A 16,605-nucleotide genomic window follows, 5' to 3' on the forward strand; every position below is an offset into this window, starting at 1 on the left:
TTCTCGGTTCCGTATTTAAAACTCGTATAGGCGTTAAGCCGGTTTTGATAGCCCAAAAAAATCGCGGGCAGTTAACTCATCACGCGCAATCTGCGCTTTTAGTTCATCCAGCGAGGCAAATCGCTGTTCGTTGCGTATTTTTTTACGCAGTACTACATCTATATGGCGACCGTAGAGGTCCATTACAACGTCCAGCAAATGCACTTCTAACTGCTGGCGTACGCCTGCCACCGTTGGGCGAGTACCGATGTTAGCGACACCGGGAATAGGTTTTTCGCCAAGCCCCATCACCTCAACCGCATACACCCCTTTTACAGGAGAGACCTGGCGACGGAGCGGTAAATTTGCCGTCGGAAAGCCGATGGTACGTCCTAACTCGTCGCCGTGTACAACCCGTCCCGAAATGGTAAAGGGATGACCCAGCAAGCTTTCAGCCAGCAACAGATTATCTTCAGCCAGCGCCTGGCGCACTGCGGTACTGCTGATTCGCACTCCACCTTCACAGAAGGTCTGGGTACTGGTGATATCGAAGCCATACTCCGCACCCGCTTCCTGTAATAACAAGAAATCGCCCTCGCGACCAGCGCCGAAGCGGAAATCATCACCAACGGCAAGAAATTGTACACCCAGCCGCTTAACCAACAGGTCACCGATAAAATTCTGTGCCGTTAATGCGGCAAAGCGTCTGTCAAAACGTATACAGAGCACGTAATCAACGCCGCATTCCGCCAGATAACGCAGCTTTTCCCGCAAACGAGTCAGTCGTGCAGGTGACTTTTCAGTCGCAAACAGTTCAAGCGGCTGTGGCTCAAAAATCATCACCATTACCGGCAAGCCCCGCTTGCGTCCTTCTTCCTGCAAACCCTGCAGCAACGCGCGGTGGCCACGATGCACGCCATCGAAATTACCAATAGTCAGCACACACCCATGCGGGGCCTGACTGAGATTATGTATGCCTCGTATCAGCTTCATGTCTGGCTCAAAACAGTGAAAATCGTGAAAGTATACCCTGTACCGCGGTCAAGGTTAACCGGCGATTGGTACCACGAAACAGAAAGAAGATTGTTTTCATTGTTATGAAACAAATTGATGTCCTTCACGGGCAAGCCAATTCAACTTTTCTCGTGGAAAAGCTGTATTCACAGCACGCAAGCTGGTAGAATCCTGCGCCATCACTACGCAACGAGTGCCGCAATTTAAACGGCGCTTATTTGCACAAATCCATTGACAAAAGAAGGCTAAAAGGGCATATTCCTCGGCCTTTGAATTGTCCATATAGAACACATTTGGGAGTTGGACCTTGGCTAATATCAAATCAGCTAAGAAGCGCGCCGTTCAGTCTGAAAAGGCCCGCAAGCACAACGCTAGCCGTCGCTCTATGATGCGTACTTTCATCAAGAAAGTATACGCAGCTATTGAAGCTGGCGACAAAGCTACTGCACTGAAAGCATTTAACGAAATGCAACCAATCGTGGATCGTCAGGCTGCTAAAGGTCTGATCCACAAAAACAAAGCTGCACGTCATAAAGCAAACCTGACTGCGCAGATCAACAAACTGGCTTAATCGCTTGCTTGTTGTCGCTTTGTGAAAAAACCCGCGCAAGCGGGTTTTTTTATGTCTGCTTATTTGTTCGCTGGCGTAAATAGCGCGGAATAATCCGCATTACAAATACGCTGCACCGCCGGATGCTGGATCATCCTCTCGGCAAAAATGGCATGATATTCCTCCATCACATTCTCCACGCGTCCAATCTCAATAATTGAGTCATCTGCATAGAAATTGTTCGAATAGAGCGTAGGTGCAACAAAAATGGCATTGTGTGTTGCACCAAAAGCTTTCATCAATGCAGCATCGTCAAACTCCCCGAGGATTTCTACGTTCAGCCCCTGAGAGTTAATCCAGTTCAGCAACTTACGCCCGAGCATTGAACGACGTCCTGGTATCAATAATCGCCGTTCCTCGAGACATGCCGGAAACGGCTTTTCTGGTAACGGATTTGTGCACCAGAAGCTTACACAACACTCGCCAATTTTCACCGAGAACAGCCCTTCCTGTTGCGTGGAGTCGATCGGGCAGTCTGAGATAATCATGTCCAGCTTGTGCTGGCTGAGCTGCTCCAGCAGCATCTCATGCGTTGATTCAAAGCAGCGCAGGTGGATCTGTTCATCTTTAACCACAGCAGCATCCAGCACGCTGCTGACCAGCTGTTTAGACAACGCATCCGCCACGCCAACGTCGAACAGTAAATTAGACTCTTTGCGATAGTTCACGATATCCAGCATCTCCTGGCTTAAGGTGAACATCTTGTCCGCATATCGAAAAACTAATTCGCCCAGCTCACTCGGCTCCAGCCCACGTCCCTTACGCTTAAACAACTTTCCCTGTAAACGTTCCTCAAGCGCTTTGATCTGCCCGGTAATAGTTTGTGGCGTCAGATAAAGCGCTTCTGCAGCCCCCACCACCGAACCTTCTTTGTACACATGCCAGAAGTAATACAGGTGGTTGTAATTTATATGAGACATACTCTCTCCCTGAAAATTGTCATAAACGGATTAACCGATCAGGCTGGCGCATTCAAACGCGTGCGCAGCCAGCTATAACCGATAACCGCCGACAGCAAGGAACCGATCAGGATCCCCAGTTTCGCCCAGTTAATTAACTCAGGATCAACGTTACCAAACGCAAGGCTGGCGATAAAAATCGACATTGTGAAGCCAATACCGCACAGAATACCCACCGCCATAATTTGCTGGAAATTCGTCCCCTCCGGCAACTGTGCCAACTTCAGACGCAGCGCCAGCCAGCAGAACAGGCTGATTCCCAACGGCTTACCAATAAGCAGGCCGGCAATAATGCCCAGAGGCAGTATGGAGGTTAGCCCATCCATCGTAACGCCCTGCAATGAAACTCCCGCATTGGCAAAGGCAAACAGCGGTAGAATCAAATATGCCACCCACGGATGCAGGACGTGCTCCAGACGCTTCGCTGGTGACCGGCCATGCTTTTCCTTCAACGGAATGAAGAAACCAACAATTACGCCAGCCAGGGTCGCGTGCACGCCGGACTTCAGTACCGCAGTCCACAGCACTACGCCAACCAGAATATAAATGCCGGTACGTCTTACCCCGCACAAATTCAACGCCGCCAGAATCAAAATAGCGAATGCGGCAACCCCCAGCGAAAGCAGTGACAGGTCGCTGGTATAGAACAGCGCGATAATCACGATAGCGCCAAGATCATCGATAATCGCCAGCGCCATCAGGAATATTTTCAGCGCCAGCGGGACACGACTCCCCAGCAGTGCCAGCACGCCCAATGCAAAAGCTATATCCGTTGCCGCCGGGATCGCCCACCCTTCACGGGTGATAGGATCGGCATAGTTGAATGCGAGATAGAGCAACGCCGGAACAATCATGCCGCCAATTGCCGCAATGATTGGAAAAGCAGCCTGACGCAGGCTGGCCAGCGACCCTTGCATCAGCTCACGCTTCACTTCCAGACCAATTAGCAGGAAAAACACCGCCATCAAGGCGTCGTTGATCCACAGCAGCATATTTTTGTTGATCTCAAGCGCGCCAACCCGCAGTTGGACGGGGGTTTCCAGAAAGGCGTGGTACCATCCACTGGTTACGCCGATATTGGCCATCAACATAGCTACCACTGCAGCGATGATCAGAATAATGCCTCCCGAGGCGTCGCTACTAAAAAAACGATGCAGATGTTTCACTTTTTATTCTCTCTATTGGGTGAATACTTCGTAATTACTATCTTACTCCGCATAACTCATCGTTAATATTAGTTTATTTATGATGAATAACTCGGTATTTACGAACTAAAAACAAAGGTGGATGACAATTTGATCAGGACGGATCGCAGAAATAAAAAAAGCCTGAGGCTCTTCAGTCTCAGGCTTTTCATCAAATGTTAGGCTTGTTTATTAGCGCGTCAGATCATCGAAGAATTTCTTCACGCCGTCGAAGAAGCTTTTTGAGCGCGGGCTGTTTTGCTCACCCGTCGGACCGCCAAAGCTGTCCTGAAGATCTTTCAGCAACTGTTTTTGTTTGTCGTTCAGACCCACTGGGGTTTCAACGACAACACGGCACAACAGATCGCCCTGAGCACCACCGCGAACCGATTTAACACCTTTGCCACGCATACGGAAAAGTTTACCGGTTTGCGTTTCACCAGGTATTTTTAACTTCACGCGGCCATCCAGCGTCGGTACTTCAATTTCACCGCCCAGAGCTGCCATCGCAAAGTTAATCGGTACTTCACAGTAGAGGTTATTGCCTTCTCGTTCAAAAATCGGGTGCTGTTTCACCTGCACCTGAACGTACAGATCGCCTGCCGGTGCGCCATGCTCGCCTGCTTCGCCTTCACCAGACAAGCGAATACGATCGCCGGTATCCACCCCAGCAGGTATTTTAACGGACAGCGTTTTACTCTTCTCTACGCGACCATGACCATGGCATTTATTGCATGGATCTTTGATCAGCGTACCGCGCCCCTGGCAGTGTGGACAGGTCTGCTGTACGGCAAAAAAGCCCTGACGCATCTGCACCTGACCTGAACCGTGACAGGTTGGACAGGTCTGCGGCTGAGTACCGGATTTCGCGCCGCTGCCGTGGCAGACGTCACACTCTTCCAGTGTAGGAATACGGATCTCTTTGGTGACGCCACGCACGGCTTCTTCCAGAGTGAGATCCATGTTGTAACGTAAATCAGCACCACGTGAGGCGCGCTGACGGCCACGACCACCGCCAAAGATATCGCCAAACACGTCACCAAAGATATCGCTGAAGTCAGCACCGCCGCCAAAACCGCCGCCGCCGCCCATACCGCCTTGCTCAAATGCTGCATGGCCGTACTGATCGTAAGCCGCACGCTTTTGCGCATCGGTCAGGATCTCGTAGGCTTCTTTGATCTCTTTGAATTTAGCTTCGGCCTCTTTATCACCCTGGTTACGGTCCGGGTGGAATTTCATGGCCAGGCGCTTGTAGGCCTTTTTGATTTCACGCTCTTCCGCTGTTTTGGAAACGCCTAAAATCTCGTAATAGTCTTGCTTAGCCATCTTTTTTTATCTGCCCCTAACATGCATGCACGGGCGGAGAGGAAACCTCTTCGCCCGTGCCAGTAATTACCCGTTCAAAGGGCGATTATTTTTTGTCTTTCACTTCTTCAAACTCAGCGTCGACAACATCGTCATCTTTCGCGTTGTTTGCAGAAGCATCAGCGCCTGCTGCACCAGCCTGCTGCTGCGCGTGCTGCTGCTGAGCGATTTCCATCAGTTTCTGGGAAACCTGTGCCAGCGCCTGCATTTTCGCTTCGATATCCGCTTTGTCTTCACCTTTCAGAGAAGTTTCCAGCGCGGTCAGTGCAGACTCGATGGCAGTTTTGTCATCAGCTGGCAGTTTGTCGCCTGCTTCTTCAACCTGCTTGCGAGTGCTGTGCAGCAGATGGTCGCCCTGGTTACGGGTCTGAACCAGCTCTTCGAACTTACGGTCAGATTCCGCGTTCGCTTCTGCTTCACGAACCATTTTCTGAATTTCTTCTTCGTTCAGACCAGAAGATGCCTTGATGGTGATCTTCTGCTCTTTACCGCTGTTTTTGTCTTTCGCGGAAACGTGCAGGATACCGTCAGCATCGATATCGAAGGTGACTTCGATCTGCGGCATGCCGCGCGGTGCCGGGCTGATGCCATCCAGGTTAAACTGACCCAGATCTTTGTTATCAGCAGCACGTTTACGTTCACCCTGCAGCACATGGATGGTTACCGCAGACTGGTTGTCTTCAGCGGTAGAGAACACCTGGCTGTGCTTGGTCGGGATGGTGGTATTTTTGGCGATCAGCGGAGTCATCACGCCGCCCATGGTTTCGATACCCAGAGACAGCGGGGTAACGTCCAGCAGCAGTACGTCTTTCACATCACCGGTCAATACACCACCCTGAACGGCAGCACCAATTGCTACAGCTTCGTCCGGGTTAACGTCTTTACGCGGTTCTTTACCAAAGAACTCAGCAACTTTCTTCTGCACCATCGGCATACGAGTCTGACCACCAACCAGGATTACATCCTGAACGTCGGAAACAGACAGACCAGCATCCTGCAGAGCAACTTTCAGCGGCTCGATGGAACGGTTCACCAGATCTTCTACCAGGCTTTCCAGTTTCGCACGGGTCACTTTGATGTTCATGTGTTTCGGACCAGACGCATCTGCAGTGATGTACGGCAGGTTAACGTCGGTCTGCTGCGCAGAAGACAGCTCAATTTTCGCTTTTTCTGCGGCTTCTTTCAGGCGCTGCATTGCCAGCGGGTCGTTACGCAGGTCAATGCCCTGATCTTTCTTAAATTCGTCAACCAGGTAGTTGATCATACGGCTATCGAAGTCTTCACCACCCAGGTGGGTATCACCGTTGGTTGCCAGAACTTCGAAGGTTTTTTCGCCGTCAACTTCGTCGATTTCAATAATAGAGATATCGAAGGTACCACCACCGAGGTCATATACCGCGATAGTACGGTTGCCGACTTCTTTATCCAGACCGTAAGCCAGCGCGGCAGCAGTCGGTTCGTTGATGATACGTTTGACTTCCAGACCTGCGATACGGCCTGCGTCTTTGGTTGCCTGACGCTGAGCATCGTTAAAGTATGCAGGTACGGTGATAACGGCTTCAGTTACCGGTTCGCCCAGGTAATCCTCAGCGGTTTTCTTCATTTTTTTCAGCACTTCTGCAGAAATCTGCGGCGGTGCCATTTTCTGACCTTTTACATCAATCCATGCATCACCGTTGTCAGCACCGATGATTTTGTACGGCATGATAGCTTCATCACGCTGCACTTCTTCATCCTGGAAGCGGCGGCCAATCAGGCGTTTAATCGCAAACAGGGTGTTTTGCGGGTTTGTCACTGCCTGACGTTTAGCCGGCTGACCAACCAGAGTTTCACCATCCTGGGTATAAGCAATGATAGAAGGCGTGGTGCGATCGCCCTCGGCGTTCTCCAGCACACGTGCAGTAGTGCCATCCATAATCGCTACACAAGAGTTGGTAGTACCCAGGTCGATACCAATAATTTTACCCATCTAAACGTCTCCACTAAAAATTCGGTCATCATGTGGTTGTGAATCTGTAATAAGGGCGAAACGTGCGGTTTCAACTACCCTGAATCGTTTTTTTTCAGACTCACCACTGCGGTTGTCTACAAGATGGGGTCGTAACCCACGTCATCAAGGGGGGCATGCAAATTTTTTTTAGCCCTGAGACCAGAAAACGAGATAAATGGAGCTGAAAAGCAACATGAGAAATAGTTACCAATCCAAATTTATTCATAAATCGAATAAAACAAAATAAGCCATTCACGAAAAAATTGTAATAAAAAGAAAATATTACAAGAATGAATCGTTTTTCTGACAGCGGTAATATGGTGGCAGATTGCCACTTTTGAACCCGTCAAAGAGAAATCCCATGAAATCCGTTTTAACGCTGTCTGTCAGCATGCTTTTCGGTCTTCTTCTGAGCAGCACAGCACATGCTAACGATCATAAAGTCCTCGGTATGATTGCGATGCCCAGAAATCAAACCGACAGCCTCACGTTAAAAATCCCCGTTTGTCGCGTTGTGAAGCGCATCCAATTGACGGCAGATCGTGGCGATATTCATCTGAATGGAGCCTCCGTTTATTTTAAAGCATCACGCATGTCCAGCCAGAGCCTGAATGTCCCTTCGTCAATCAAAGAGGGGCAAACCACCAAATGGATCAATATCAATAGCGACAACAACAATAAACGTTGTGTGTCGAAAATTACCTTCTCAGGCCAGTCGGTCAATTCTTCTGACATGGCGACGTTAAAAGTGATTGGCGACGACTAAACCCTCTCCTTTACCTGCGCCAAATGTTCCCCCCACAAGCGTGATGCCTGTCACAGGGGAAAATAATTCATTTTCCCCTTATTAGATCATAGACAGCCCACTCTCACCTGATTATTATGCCGCGCCCCGAAGACAGTGATCGTTATTCGGGGAAACTATTTCACCATTCAATCAATGATGATTTTGAGGAATTATGGGCAACACTAAGTTGGCTAATCCGGCACCGCTGGGCCTGATGGGCTTTGGCATGACCACCATTCTGCTTAACCTGCACAACGCGGGTTTCTTCGCCTTTGACGTTATTATTCTGGCGATGGGAATTTTCTACGGCGGTATCGCGCAAATTTTTGCCGGCCTGCTGGAATATAAAAAAGGCAACACCTTCGGTTTAACCGCCTTTACCTCCTACGGCTCTTTCTGGCTGACGCTGGTTGCCATCCTGATCATGCCGAAAATGGGCCTGGCGGATGCAACAAATGGTCAGTTCCTGGGCATGTATCTGGGTCTGTGGGGCGTGTTCACACTGTTCATGTTCTTCGGCACGCTGAAAGCTAACCGTGCTTTGCAGTTTGTCTTCCTGAGCCTGACGGTGCTGTTCGCCCTGCTGGCTGTTGGCAACATTGCAGGTAACGAAGGAGTTATCCATTTCGCTGGCTGGGTTGGTTTAGTGTGTGGCGCAAGCGCCATTTACCTGGCAATGGGTGAAGTGCTGAACGAACAGTTTGGCCGTACTATCCTGCCGATTGGTGAAATGCACTAATCTATTCCGTTATCCCCCCCTTGCGGGGGGATATTTCTTACAGGCGCTGCAACTCTCCCTGTACGTCCGTATCGCGATGATAAATATCCTGTCGCAGCCAAATTCCCAGTCCTAACCCTACCAGTGATAACGCCAGCACGTACCAGGCTGGAGCCATTGGCGACACACTCATCAACATTGTCACTGCAATCGGCGTCAGACCGCCAAAAATGGCATACGAGACATTGTAGGAAAAAGAGATGCCGGTAAAGCGAACTTCCGCTGGAAACGCCCGCACCATCACGTAAGGTACGGCTCCGACCACGCCGACACATAAACCGACCAGGCCATATAAAAGAAACAGGTGTTCAGGATAAATACCGGCAAGGTGATAGAAAAACCAGCTGGAACAGGCCAGCAGCAGGCTACCGATAATAAAGGTTTTGCTGGCACCAACTCTGTCGACAATAAAGCCGGCCAGCAGACATCCCACACACAGCATAATGGTGGCGACGCTGTTGGCTTGTAGCGTCAGAGCGGGCGCAAAGCCATACTGTTTTTGCAGCCAGACAGGCGACATCAGGATCACCACCACAATACCGGCCGAAAGCAGCCAGGTCAGTAGCATCGAAATTACCACCGCTTTTTTATGCTTGCTGACAACCGATTTAACCGGCAGTTCTTCCGCCAGCGCTTTACGCGCCTGCATTTCAAGGAAGATCGGTGTTTCCTGCAACCAACGGCGCAGGTACATCGCCACCAGCCCAAACGCCCCCCCTAAGAGGAAAGGAATACGCCAGCCGTACTCATGTACGGCCTGCGGTGTCAGGCTTGTATTGACCAGCGTTGCAACCACTGACCCCAACAGAATACCGACTGTCAATCCGGCGGTCAGTGTTCCGCAGGCAATACCAATACGGCGTTCCGGGACATGTTCTGCCACAAACACCCACGCCCCCGGAACTTCTCCACCAATGGCAGCGCCCTGCAAAATACGCATCAGCAGCAACAACAGCGGTGCCAGAATCCCCATCGAGGTGTAAGTCGGTAACAGGCCAATCGCCAGCGTCGGTATCGCCATCAGCAAAATGCTCAAAGTGAACATTTTCTTACGCCCCACCAGATCGCCAAAATGCGCCATGATGATGCCACCCAACGGACGCGCCAGATATCCTGCGGCAAAAATACCAAAGGTTTGGACCTGACGTAGCCATTCCGGGATGTCTGCGGGGAAAAATAATTCGCCAACGACTGAGGCAAAGAAGACAAAAATAATGAAATCATAAAACTCCAGCGCCCCGCCGAGGGCAGCAAGCGAAAGGGTTTTAGAATCCTGGCGATTCAGCGGTCGAGAGTGTTGTGACATAGCAAACCATGAGTCAGTGGAGTCATTGAACGTTTTGTCGATACGTGTAAATTAAAAATTACTATATCGTAAACAATTCAACACTCCACCATCATTGTCATTTATATCACAAATAGGCTACTTTCAGGCGTTTGTATCGCGTATTGCGCTTTTTGGTCGAAAAGATGCTACCACTGCCGGTGCGGTTTCCACGTATGGTCCATCCAGCAACTGTATACAATACGGTACACTTGCAAAAATACCCGGTACAATAACCTTACCGTCGGCACCTTTCACGCCTTCCAGCGTCTCTTTGATCGATTTAGGTTGCCCAGGCAGGTTCAGGATCAACGCCTGCTTACGAATCACCCCGACCTGGCGGGAGAGGATCGCCGTAGGGACAAAGTGCAGACTAATCTGGCGCATTTGCTCACCAAAACCAGGCATTTGGCGGTCGGCAACAGCCAGCGTCGCATCCGGTGTCACATCGCGACGTGCCGGACCGGTGCCTCCGGTGGTCAACACCAGATGACAACTCATTTCATCAACCAGTTCGCACAACGTTTGTTCGATGATCGCCTGCTCATCCGGGATTAGCCGCGTTTGTAGCTCAAAAGGGGTCGTCAGGGCCGATGCCAGCCACTCTTCGAGAGCAGGGATCCCCTTATCCTGGTAAACGCCACTGGAGGCTCGGTCAGAAATGGAAACTAGGCCAATGCGTAAAGTGTTCATGATTATTCCGTTTAAACAGTCTCGTTAAACAGAATGATACACTGCGGAGGAAGCGACAGACAGGTTTCAGAAGAGGTATAGAACGAGAGCGTGACCGGAAGCCCGGTCACGCTTAAATGATTACAGCAGATCGCCGATCATTTTTTCCAGTTTACCCTGGTCTACAGCAAACTTACGGATACCATCCGCCAGTTTGTCTACAGCCATCGGATCCTGGTTGTGCTGCCACAGGAACTCAGCTTCAGTGATGCGTGCCGGACGCGCCTTCACTTCACCGGAGAAGGACAGTTTACGCTCGATAGCACCTTCGCTTTCCGCCAGCTCTTTCAGCAGTGCCGGAGCAATCGTCAGACGATCGCAGCCTGCCAGCTCAATGATTTCGCCGATGTTACGGAAGCTCGCGCCCATAACCACAGTTTCATAACCGTGTTGTTTGTAATACTCGTAGATTTCCGTAACGGAAACCACACCTGGATCTTCTGCCGGTGCATACTCTTTCTTGTCGGTATTCGCTTTGTACCAGTCAAGAATACGGCCAACGAACGGAGAGATCAGGTATACGCCAGCTTCTGCACATGCGCGCGCCTGCGCGAAGGAGAACAGCAGGGTCAAGTTACAGTTAATGCCTTCTTTTTCCAGCTGCTCCGCGGCACGGATACCCTGCCAGGTAGAAGCCAGTTTGATCAGAATACGATCGTTGCTGATGCCAGCATCGTTGTACAGTTTGATCAGGCGTTTTGCTTTCGCGATAGATGCGTCAGTGTCGTAGGACAGACGAGCGTCAACTTCGGTGGAGATGCGACCCGGGACCAGCTTCAGGATCTCCAGACCAATGTTCACCGCCAGTTTGTCAGTTGCATCGACGATCTGCTGTGCGCGGTCGTTACTCTGCTGCTTAGCCCAGGCGACAGCATCATCAATCAGCTTACGGTATTCCGGGATCTGCGCTGCGTTAAGAATGAGAGAAGGGTTAGTTGTGGCATCCTGAGGCTGATACAGCTTCATTGCCGCGATGTCTCCGGTGTCGGCCACTACAGTGGTGAACTGACGAAGGGAGGTCAATTTGTCCGTCATGATAGCGTTTCTCTTTAAACAGCTTGTTAGGGGGATGTAACCGATCTTCCCTGATGATAGCACGACGCACTCTCAGCGCAACCGCCGGGATTGCCCGACCTGCCGTTCAGCTCTGATTACGCATCTCCAGACCAGCCATGCGCAATTAAGGGGGAGACCTGATGTATGATAAACTCCCGCTATCAATCTCATGACAAGGTATATACTGTTCGCTAATTGGTAGCGCTTACACGGGATTATTCGCGCTTGCCGGCATCAACAAGAGGGATGTTAATGCCTGATTTTTTCTCATTTATTAATGAAGTACTCTGGGGATCGGTGATGATCTACCTCCTGCTAGGCGCAGGGTGTTGGTTCACTTACCGTACGGGATTTGTCCAGTTTCGCTACGTTCGCCAGTTTGGCAAAAGTCTTAAAAATAGTCTCAGCCCACAGCCGGGCGGTTTAACATCATTTCAGGCACTGTGTACCAGCCTTGCGGCTCGTATCGGAAGCGGAAACCTGGCTGGCGTTGCACTGGCTATTGCTGCAGGTGGCGCTGGTGCTGTCTTCTGGATGTGGGTCTCTGCCCTGATTGGTATGGCGACCTCGTTTGCCGAGTGCTCACTCGCACAACTGTATAAAGAGCGCGACAGTAAGGGGCAGTTTCGCGGCGGGCCTGCGTGGTATATGGCTCGCGGACTGGGCATGCGCTGGATGGGCGTCCTCTTTGCTATCTTCTTACTCATTGCTTATGGCCTGATTTTTAACAGCGTCCAGGCAAACTCTGTCTCTCGTGCGCTGGAATTTGCTTTCGACATCCCTCCTCTTGCATCCGGTATCTCGCTGGCATTGCTGTCTTTACTGGCTATAATCGGCGGAATTAAAGGTGTTGCCCGCTTGATGCAATGGTTCGTTCCGTTAATGGCTTTGTTGTGGGTTGGCTGTAGCATTGCCATTTGTCTGTGGCATATCGGCCAGATCCCAGAGATCATCGTCACCATTGTGAAGAGTGCATTTGGCTGGCAGGAAGCCGCCGCCGGTGCAGCCGGGTATACGCTAAGCCAGGCCATTGCCAGTGGCTTTCAACGCGGTATGTTTTCGAATGAGGCCGGAATGGGTTCAACCCCTAACGCTGCGGCTTCAGCCGCCTCATGGCCTCCGCATCCTGCCGCACAAGGTATTGTGCAAATGATTGGCGTGCTGGGTGATACACTGATTATCTGTACAGCCAGCGCAATGATTATTCTTCTGGCAGGGAATGGAACTACATATGTCCCAATGGAAGGTATCCAGTTGGTTCAGAAAGCCATGGTATCGCTAACAGGTGAATGGGGCGCGGGATTCGTCGCTCTGATTGTTATCCTTTTTGCTTTCAGTTCGATCGTCGCCAACTACATCTATGCGGAAAACAACCTGGTCTTTTTGAATCTGGACAATATCCGGGTCATCTGGCTTTTACGTATCACGACAGTCTGCACTGTAATTGCAGGAACATTACTCCAGTTTCCGCTGGTGTGGCAGTTAGCCGACATTATCATGGCCTGTATGGCCATCACTAATCTGACGGCAATTTTACTGCTGTCCCCGGTTGTCCACACTCTTGCCAGCGATTACCTGCGTCAGCGAAAACTCGGCGTGCGACCAGAATTTGATCCACACCGTTATCCTGATATCAGACAACAGCTTGCACCGGAAACATGGCATGAACCGCCCCACAACTAGCCAGGCAATTGCAACCATCGATCAATTCTGTCGTTTTTTTTGCTAAAGTCGCAGTAAATTTCCTGCAAGGACTGGATATGCTGATTCTGATTTCACCTGCAAAAACACTCGACTACCAAAGTCCGCTGGCCACCACTCGCCATACGCTGCCCGAGCTGCTGGATCACTCCCAGCAGCTTATTCATACCGCACGCCAGCTCTCTGCACCGCAGATTGGCAAGCTGATGGGGATTAGCGACAAGCTGGCGGACCTGAATGCCACCCGCTTTCATGACTGGCAGCCTGATTTCACACCTGAGAATGCGCGTCAGGCGATTCTGGCGTTTAAGGGCGATGTCTACACCGGATTGCAGGCAGAAACCTTCAGTGAGGCGGATTTTGATTTCGCTCAGCAGCATTTGCGCATGCTATCCGGACTGTATGGCGTTTTACGCCCACTGGACCTGATGCAGCCTTATCGTCTGGAAATGGGCATCCGTCTTGCCAATACGAAGGGGAAAGATCTCTACCAGTTCTGGGGAGATATCATCACAGACAAACTAAATGAAGCGCTGGAAGCACAAGGCGACAACGTGGTGGTTAACCTCGCCTCTGATGAATATTTCAAATCCGTGAAGCCGAAAAAGCTAAACGCGGAGCTGATCAAACCCGTTTTCCTCGATGAGAAAAATGGCAAATTCAAAGTCATCAGTTTCTATGCCAAAAAGGCACGTGGCCTGATGAGCCGCTACATCATTGAAAACCGTTTAACAAAGCCAGAACAGCTTGAGGCGTTTAACAGTGACGGCTATTTCTTTGATGAAGAAGCGTCAGGGAACGGTGAACTGGTGTTTAAACGTCACGAACAGTGATTTGTTTAGCAATAGAGATTAACCAACAGATTTTGTAGGCCCGGTAAGCGCATGCGCTACCGGGCACTATAGTTAGCTGCGGGTCATCATCAACTGACGCAGCGCGGCAAAATCGGCGGGTAAGTGATGGGAGAGCAGAGGTAAGTCCGCACGCTCCGCCAGCTCTTTTGGCAGATCCAGCGTCACATCAAGAATCTCTTCAACGCTTTCTTTAAACTTCGCCGGATGCGCAGTACCGAGGAACAAACCATACTCGCCCGGATTTAACTGGTCACGTAAAGCGCGGTAAGCGACGGCTGCATGCGGCTCAGAGGTGTATCCAACCGCCTGTAGTTCACGCATGGTTTCCTGAGTGGTTGCATCATCAACGGCCGCATAACCCAGCTCACTCAGACGCCAGATTTTACGGCGGAACAGTTCTTCCACTCGCGGCCAGTTGTTCGGCTGGCTGACATCCATTGCATTCGATAAGGTTGCCTGCGTTGCTTTCGGTGTCCATTCACCACCTTGCAGGAAACGCGGAACCGTATCATTGACGTTAGTTGCTGCGATAAAGCGCTTCACTGGCAGACCAAGGGATTTCGCCAGCAGGCCGGCCGTCAGATCGCCAAAGTTACCGCTGGGAACGGAAATCACCAGTTGATTCCGCGCCTCTTGTGGCAGTTGGGCAACGGCTTCAAAGTAGTAACAAATTTGTGCCAGTAGACGACTGATGTTGATCGAGTTAGCCGAATTTAGCCCCAGAGCCACTTTCAGTTCCTCGTCATCAAACGCCTGTTTAACCAGAGCCTGACAGGCATCAAAATCACCATCGATGGCAACGGTTTCGATATTCCCACCCAACGTACAGAACAATTTTTCCTGTAATGGACTGATCTTACCGTTCGGATAGAGGATCACCACGCGCACATTTTTCAAACCATAAAAAGCATGTGCGACTGCAGCACCGGTATCTCCGGAGGTCGCCGTCAGGATAGTAACCGGCTTATCGCCGCTGATATGTGTCAGCATTTGCGCCATAAAGCGGCCACCGAAATCTTTAAATGCCAGTGTTGGGCCGTGGAACAGCTCAAGACAGCCGACATCACCTTCAACCTGAGCGACCGGCGCCGGGAAAGCAAACGCTGCGCCCACACGCTCGGCAAGGATCTCCTGAGGGATTTCATCACCAATAAATGAGGAGAGGATCCTGGTACTACGGCTGACAAAGTCTTGCTTCAGCATGTCATCAATTTCAGTCAGACTAAATTCCGGCAGATCGTGCGGGAAAAATAGCCCCTGCTTTTTACCTAACCCTTGCGTGACGGCCTGCGCGAAACTGACCTGCTCGTTATGATCTTTAAGATTGTAGAGTTTCATTTATTATCCCAGTACCCGTGCGCCCGCCGTGTCCAGCCGGCAAATATGAACAAAGCCTTCCTGATTTTGTAAGTAATTTTTATCCAGCCAGTCTGCTACACGCTGTGCCGTATCCGGCTTATCGCACAAGGCAAACAGCGTCGGTCCTGACCCGGAGATCCCACTGGCCAACGCGCCAATTTCCGCCACCGCCTGACGTGCCTGGCTAAAGCCGGGCAGTAAGCGGGTGCGATACGGTTCCGCAATCACATCCTTCATCAACTTCGCGGCCAGTTGAGGCTGGCGGGAATAGCAGGCATGGATAAATCCAGCCAGATGACGCCCATGGGCAATACAGTCCTGGCGGCGATACTGCGCAGGTAAAATCGCCCGCGCTTCCGCCGTAGACACTTTAATACCCGGATACGCCAGCACCCACAGCCATTCATCAAATCCTGGCACCTGCTGGCTAATGATGCCGTTTTCTTCAATCATTAACTGCATGCCGCCCAAAAAGCACGGGGCGACATTGTCGTAATGGATACTGCCGGAGATACGCCCTTCCAGCTCGCCCATAATCGCCAGCAAGCGCATATCGTTAAGCGGCTTCCCGCAGTACTCATTCATCGCGACCAGAGCAGCAACGACAGAGCAGGCGCTGGAGCCTAACCCGGAGCCAATCGGCATATTTTTTTCCAGCGTCATGCTCACCGGAATATGTTTACCCAGTTCCTGGCAGAACCGCTCCCAGCACTGATAAACGATATTTTCCCGCGGCTCTGACGGCAACTTGTTGGCAAAGCGTCCGAGGTTGTTCAGGCTGAAGCTATCAGCCGCTTCGACGCTGACAACATCCCCCAACAGAGAACCATCAACGGGTGTTACCGCCGCCCCGAGCACATCAAACCCGACGCTCATATTGGCACTGGAAGCCGGGGCATAAACTCTAACCATT

The 16,605-nt window shown here is 50.9% G+C and carries 15 protein-coding genes and 1 pseudogene; 5 read left to right on the forward strand and 11 right to left on the reverse strand.

All coding sequences use genetic code 11. From position 1 onward, the window contains the following. Positions 1-33: 33 nt before the first annotated feature. Positions 34-972 carry a bifunctional riboflavin kinase/FAD synthetase gene (gene ribF, locus SK36_RS17475; protein ID WP_045439613.1) on the reverse strand — a complete coding sequence of 313 codons (939 nt, stop codon included), beginning with the start codon at positions 970-972 and terminating at the stop codon, positions 34-36. A gap of 7 nt (positions 973-979) precedes the next feature. Next, positions 980-1,195: pseudogene (locus SK36_RS25080) on the reverse strand (DUF2575 domain-containing protein). 105 nt (positions 1,196-1,300) lie between these two features. Between SK36_RS25080 and rpsT the strand changes: the two are divergent. After that, positions 1,301-1,564 carry a 30S ribosomal protein S20 gene (gene rpsT, locus SK36_RS17480; RefSeq protein ID WP_003018940.1) on the forward strand — a complete coding sequence of 88 codons (264 nt, stop codon included), beginning with the start codon at positions 1,301-1,303 and terminating at the stop codon, positions 1,562-1,564. A 59-nt stretch (positions 1,565-1,623) separates the two neighbouring features. Here rpsT and nhaR read toward each other — a convergent pair whose 3' ends face one another. The 4 genes from nhaR to dnaK form a co-directional block, all read right to left on the reverse strand. Beyond that, positions 1,624-2,523, reverse strand: a complete 900-nt coding sequence (nhaR, locus tag SK36_RS17485) for a transcriptional activator NhaR (protein WP_045439611.1) — start codon at positions 2,521-2,523, stop codon at positions 1,624-1,626. A 38-nt stretch (positions 2,524-2,561) separates the two neighbouring features. Next, positions 2,562-3,728, reverse strand: coding sequence for a Na+/H+ antiporter NhaA (gene nhaA, locus SK36_RS17490; RefSeq protein WP_048222081.1), 1,167 nt, complete (start codon positions 3,726-3,728; stop codon positions 2,562-2,564). Positions 3,729-3,938: 210 nt separating this feature from the next. Beyond that, positions 3,939-5,072, reverse strand: a complete 1,134-nt coding sequence (gene dnaJ / locus SK36_RS17495) for a molecular chaperone DnaJ (RefSeq protein WP_045439607.1) — start codon at positions 5,070-5,072, stop codon at positions 3,939-3,941. 85 nt (positions 5,073-5,157) lie between these two features. Then, positions 5,158-7,080: a molecular chaperone DnaK gene (gene dnaK / locus SK36_RS17500; RefSeq protein WP_045439604.1), complete on the reverse strand. Its 1,923-nt coding sequence runs from the start codon at positions 7,078-7,080 to the stop codon at positions 5,158-5,160. A 382-nt stretch (positions 7,081-7,462) separates the two neighbouring features. On the opposite strand from dnaK, the gene SK36_RS17505 reads away from it, so the two are divergent. Continuing rightward, a complete protein-coding gene (locus tag SK36_RS17505; protein ID WP_048222082.1) occupies positions 7,463-7,867 on the forward strand; it encodes a DUF2541 family protein in 405 nt (134 codons plus the stop codon). 193 nt (positions 7,868-8,060) lie between these two features. Beyond that, on the forward strand, positions 8,061-8,627 hold the full coding sequence (gene satP, locus SK36_RS17510) for an acetate uptake transporter (protein ID WP_048222083.1): 567 nt from the start codon (positions 8,061-8,063) through the stop codon (positions 8,625-8,627). Between the two features lie 37 nt (positions 8,628-8,664). On the opposite strand, the gene SK36_RS17515 is transcribed toward satP, so the two are convergent. The 3 genes from SK36_RS17515 to tal form a co-directional block, all read right to left on the reverse strand. Beyond that, positions 8,665-9,972 carry an MFS transporter gene (locus SK36_RS17515; RefSeq protein ID WP_048222084.1) on the reverse strand — a complete coding sequence of 436 codons (1,308 nt, stop codon included), beginning with the start codon at positions 9,970-9,972 and terminating at the stop codon, positions 8,665-8,667. A gap of 123 nt (positions 9,973-10,095) precedes the next feature. After that, positions 10,096-10,683, reverse strand: a complete 588-nt coding sequence (gene mog, locus SK36_RS17520; protein ID WP_045439588.1) for a molybdopterin adenylyltransferase — start codon at positions 10,681-10,683, stop codon at positions 10,096-10,098. Positions 10,684-10,803: 120 nt separating this feature from the next. After that, positions 10,804-11,757, reverse strand: coding sequence for a transaldolase (tal, locus tag SK36_RS17525; protein WP_045439585.1), 954 nt, complete (start codon positions 11,755-11,757; stop codon positions 10,804-10,806). A 273-nt stretch (positions 11,758-12,030) separates the two neighbouring features. Here tal and SK36_RS17530 point away from each other — a divergent pair, with 273 nt between their 5' ends. Beyond that, entirely contained in the window at positions 12,031-13,461 is a 1,431-nt protein-coding gene (locus SK36_RS17530; protein WP_048222085.1) for an alanine/glycine:cation symporter family protein, read from the forward strand. Positions 13,462-13,538: 77 nt separating this feature from the next. Then, a complete protein-coding gene (gene yaaA / locus SK36_RS17535) occupies positions 13,539-14,312 on the forward strand; it encodes a peroxide stress protein YaaA (protein ID WP_048222086.1) in 774 nt (257 codons plus the stop codon). 72 nt (positions 14,313-14,384) lie between these two features. Here the strand turns inward: yaaA and thrC are convergent, their stop codons facing one another. Together thrC and thrB are read right to left on the reverse strand one after the other, a co-directional pair. Then, positions 14,385-15,671 (reverse strand): threonine synthase, encoded by a 1,287-nt coding sequence (gene thrC, locus SK36_RS17540; RefSeq protein ID WP_048222087.1) that lies wholly within the window; start codon positions 15,669-15,671, stop codon positions 14,385-14,387. Between the two features lie 3 nt (positions 15,672-15,674). Beyond that, entirely contained in the window at positions 15,675-16,604 is a 930-nt protein-coding gene (gene thrB, locus SK36_RS17545) for a homoserine kinase (protein ID WP_045439573.1), read from the reverse strand. Between the last annotated feature and the right edge of the window lies 1 nt (position 16,605).

The organism is Citrobacter sp. MGH106 (assembly GCF_001037495.1).
GTDB lineage: Bacteria > Pseudomonadota > Gammaproteobacteria > Enterobacterales > Enterobacteriaceae > Citrobacter > Citrobacter murliniae.

Excerpts from the sequence above, each read along its gene's own strand:
- nhaR (WP_045439611.1), bottom strand. The coding sequence starts at position 2,523 with ATGTCTCATATAAATTACAACCACCTGTATTACTTCTGGCATGTGTAC.
- SK36_RS17515 (WP_048222084.1), bottom strand. The coding sequence starts at position 9,972 with ATGTCACAACACTCTCGACCGCTGAATCGCCAGGATTCTAAAACCCTT.
- ribF (WP_045439613.1), bottom strand. The coding sequence starts at position 972 with ATGAAGCTGATACGAGGCATACATAATCTCAGTCAGGCCCCGCATGGG.
- mog (WP_045439588.1), bottom strand. The coding sequence starts at position 10,683 with ATGAACACTTTACGCATTGGCCTAGTTTCCATTTCTGACCGAGCCTCC.
- SK36_RS17530 (WP_048222085.1), top strand. The coding sequence starts at position 12,031 with ATGCCTGATTTTTTCTCATTTATTAATGAAGTACTCTGGGGATCGGTG.
- dnaK (WP_045439604.1), bottom strand. The coding sequence starts at position 7,080 with ATGGGTAAAATTATTGGTATCGACCTGGGTACTACCAACTCTTGTGTA.
- satP (WP_048222083.1), top strand. The coding sequence starts at position 8,061 with ATGGGCAACACTAAGTTGGCTAATCCGGCACCGCTGGGCCTGATGGGC.
- dnaJ (WP_045439607.1), bottom strand. The coding sequence starts at position 5,072 with ATGGCTAAGCAAGACTATTACGAGATTTTAGGCGTTTCCAAAACAGCG.
- yaaA (WP_048222086.1), top strand. The coding sequence starts at position 13,539 with ATGCTGATTCTGATTTCACCTGCAAAAACACTCGACTACCAAAGTCCG.
- thrC (WP_048222087.1), bottom strand. The coding sequence starts at position 15,671 with ATGAAACTCTACAATCTTAAAGATCATAACGAGCAGGTCAGTTTCGCG.
- SK36_RS17505 (WP_048222082.1), top strand. The coding sequence starts at position 7,463 with ATGAAATCCGTTTTAACGCTGTCTGTCAGCATGCTTTTCGGTCTTCTT.
- tal (WP_045439585.1), bottom strand. The coding sequence starts at position 11,757 with ATGACGGACAAATTGACCTCCCTTCGTCAGTTCACCACTGTAGTGGCC.
- thrB (WP_045439573.1), bottom strand. The coding sequence starts at position 16,604 with ATGGTTAGAGTTTATGCCCCGGCTTCCAGTGCCAATATGAGCGTCGGG.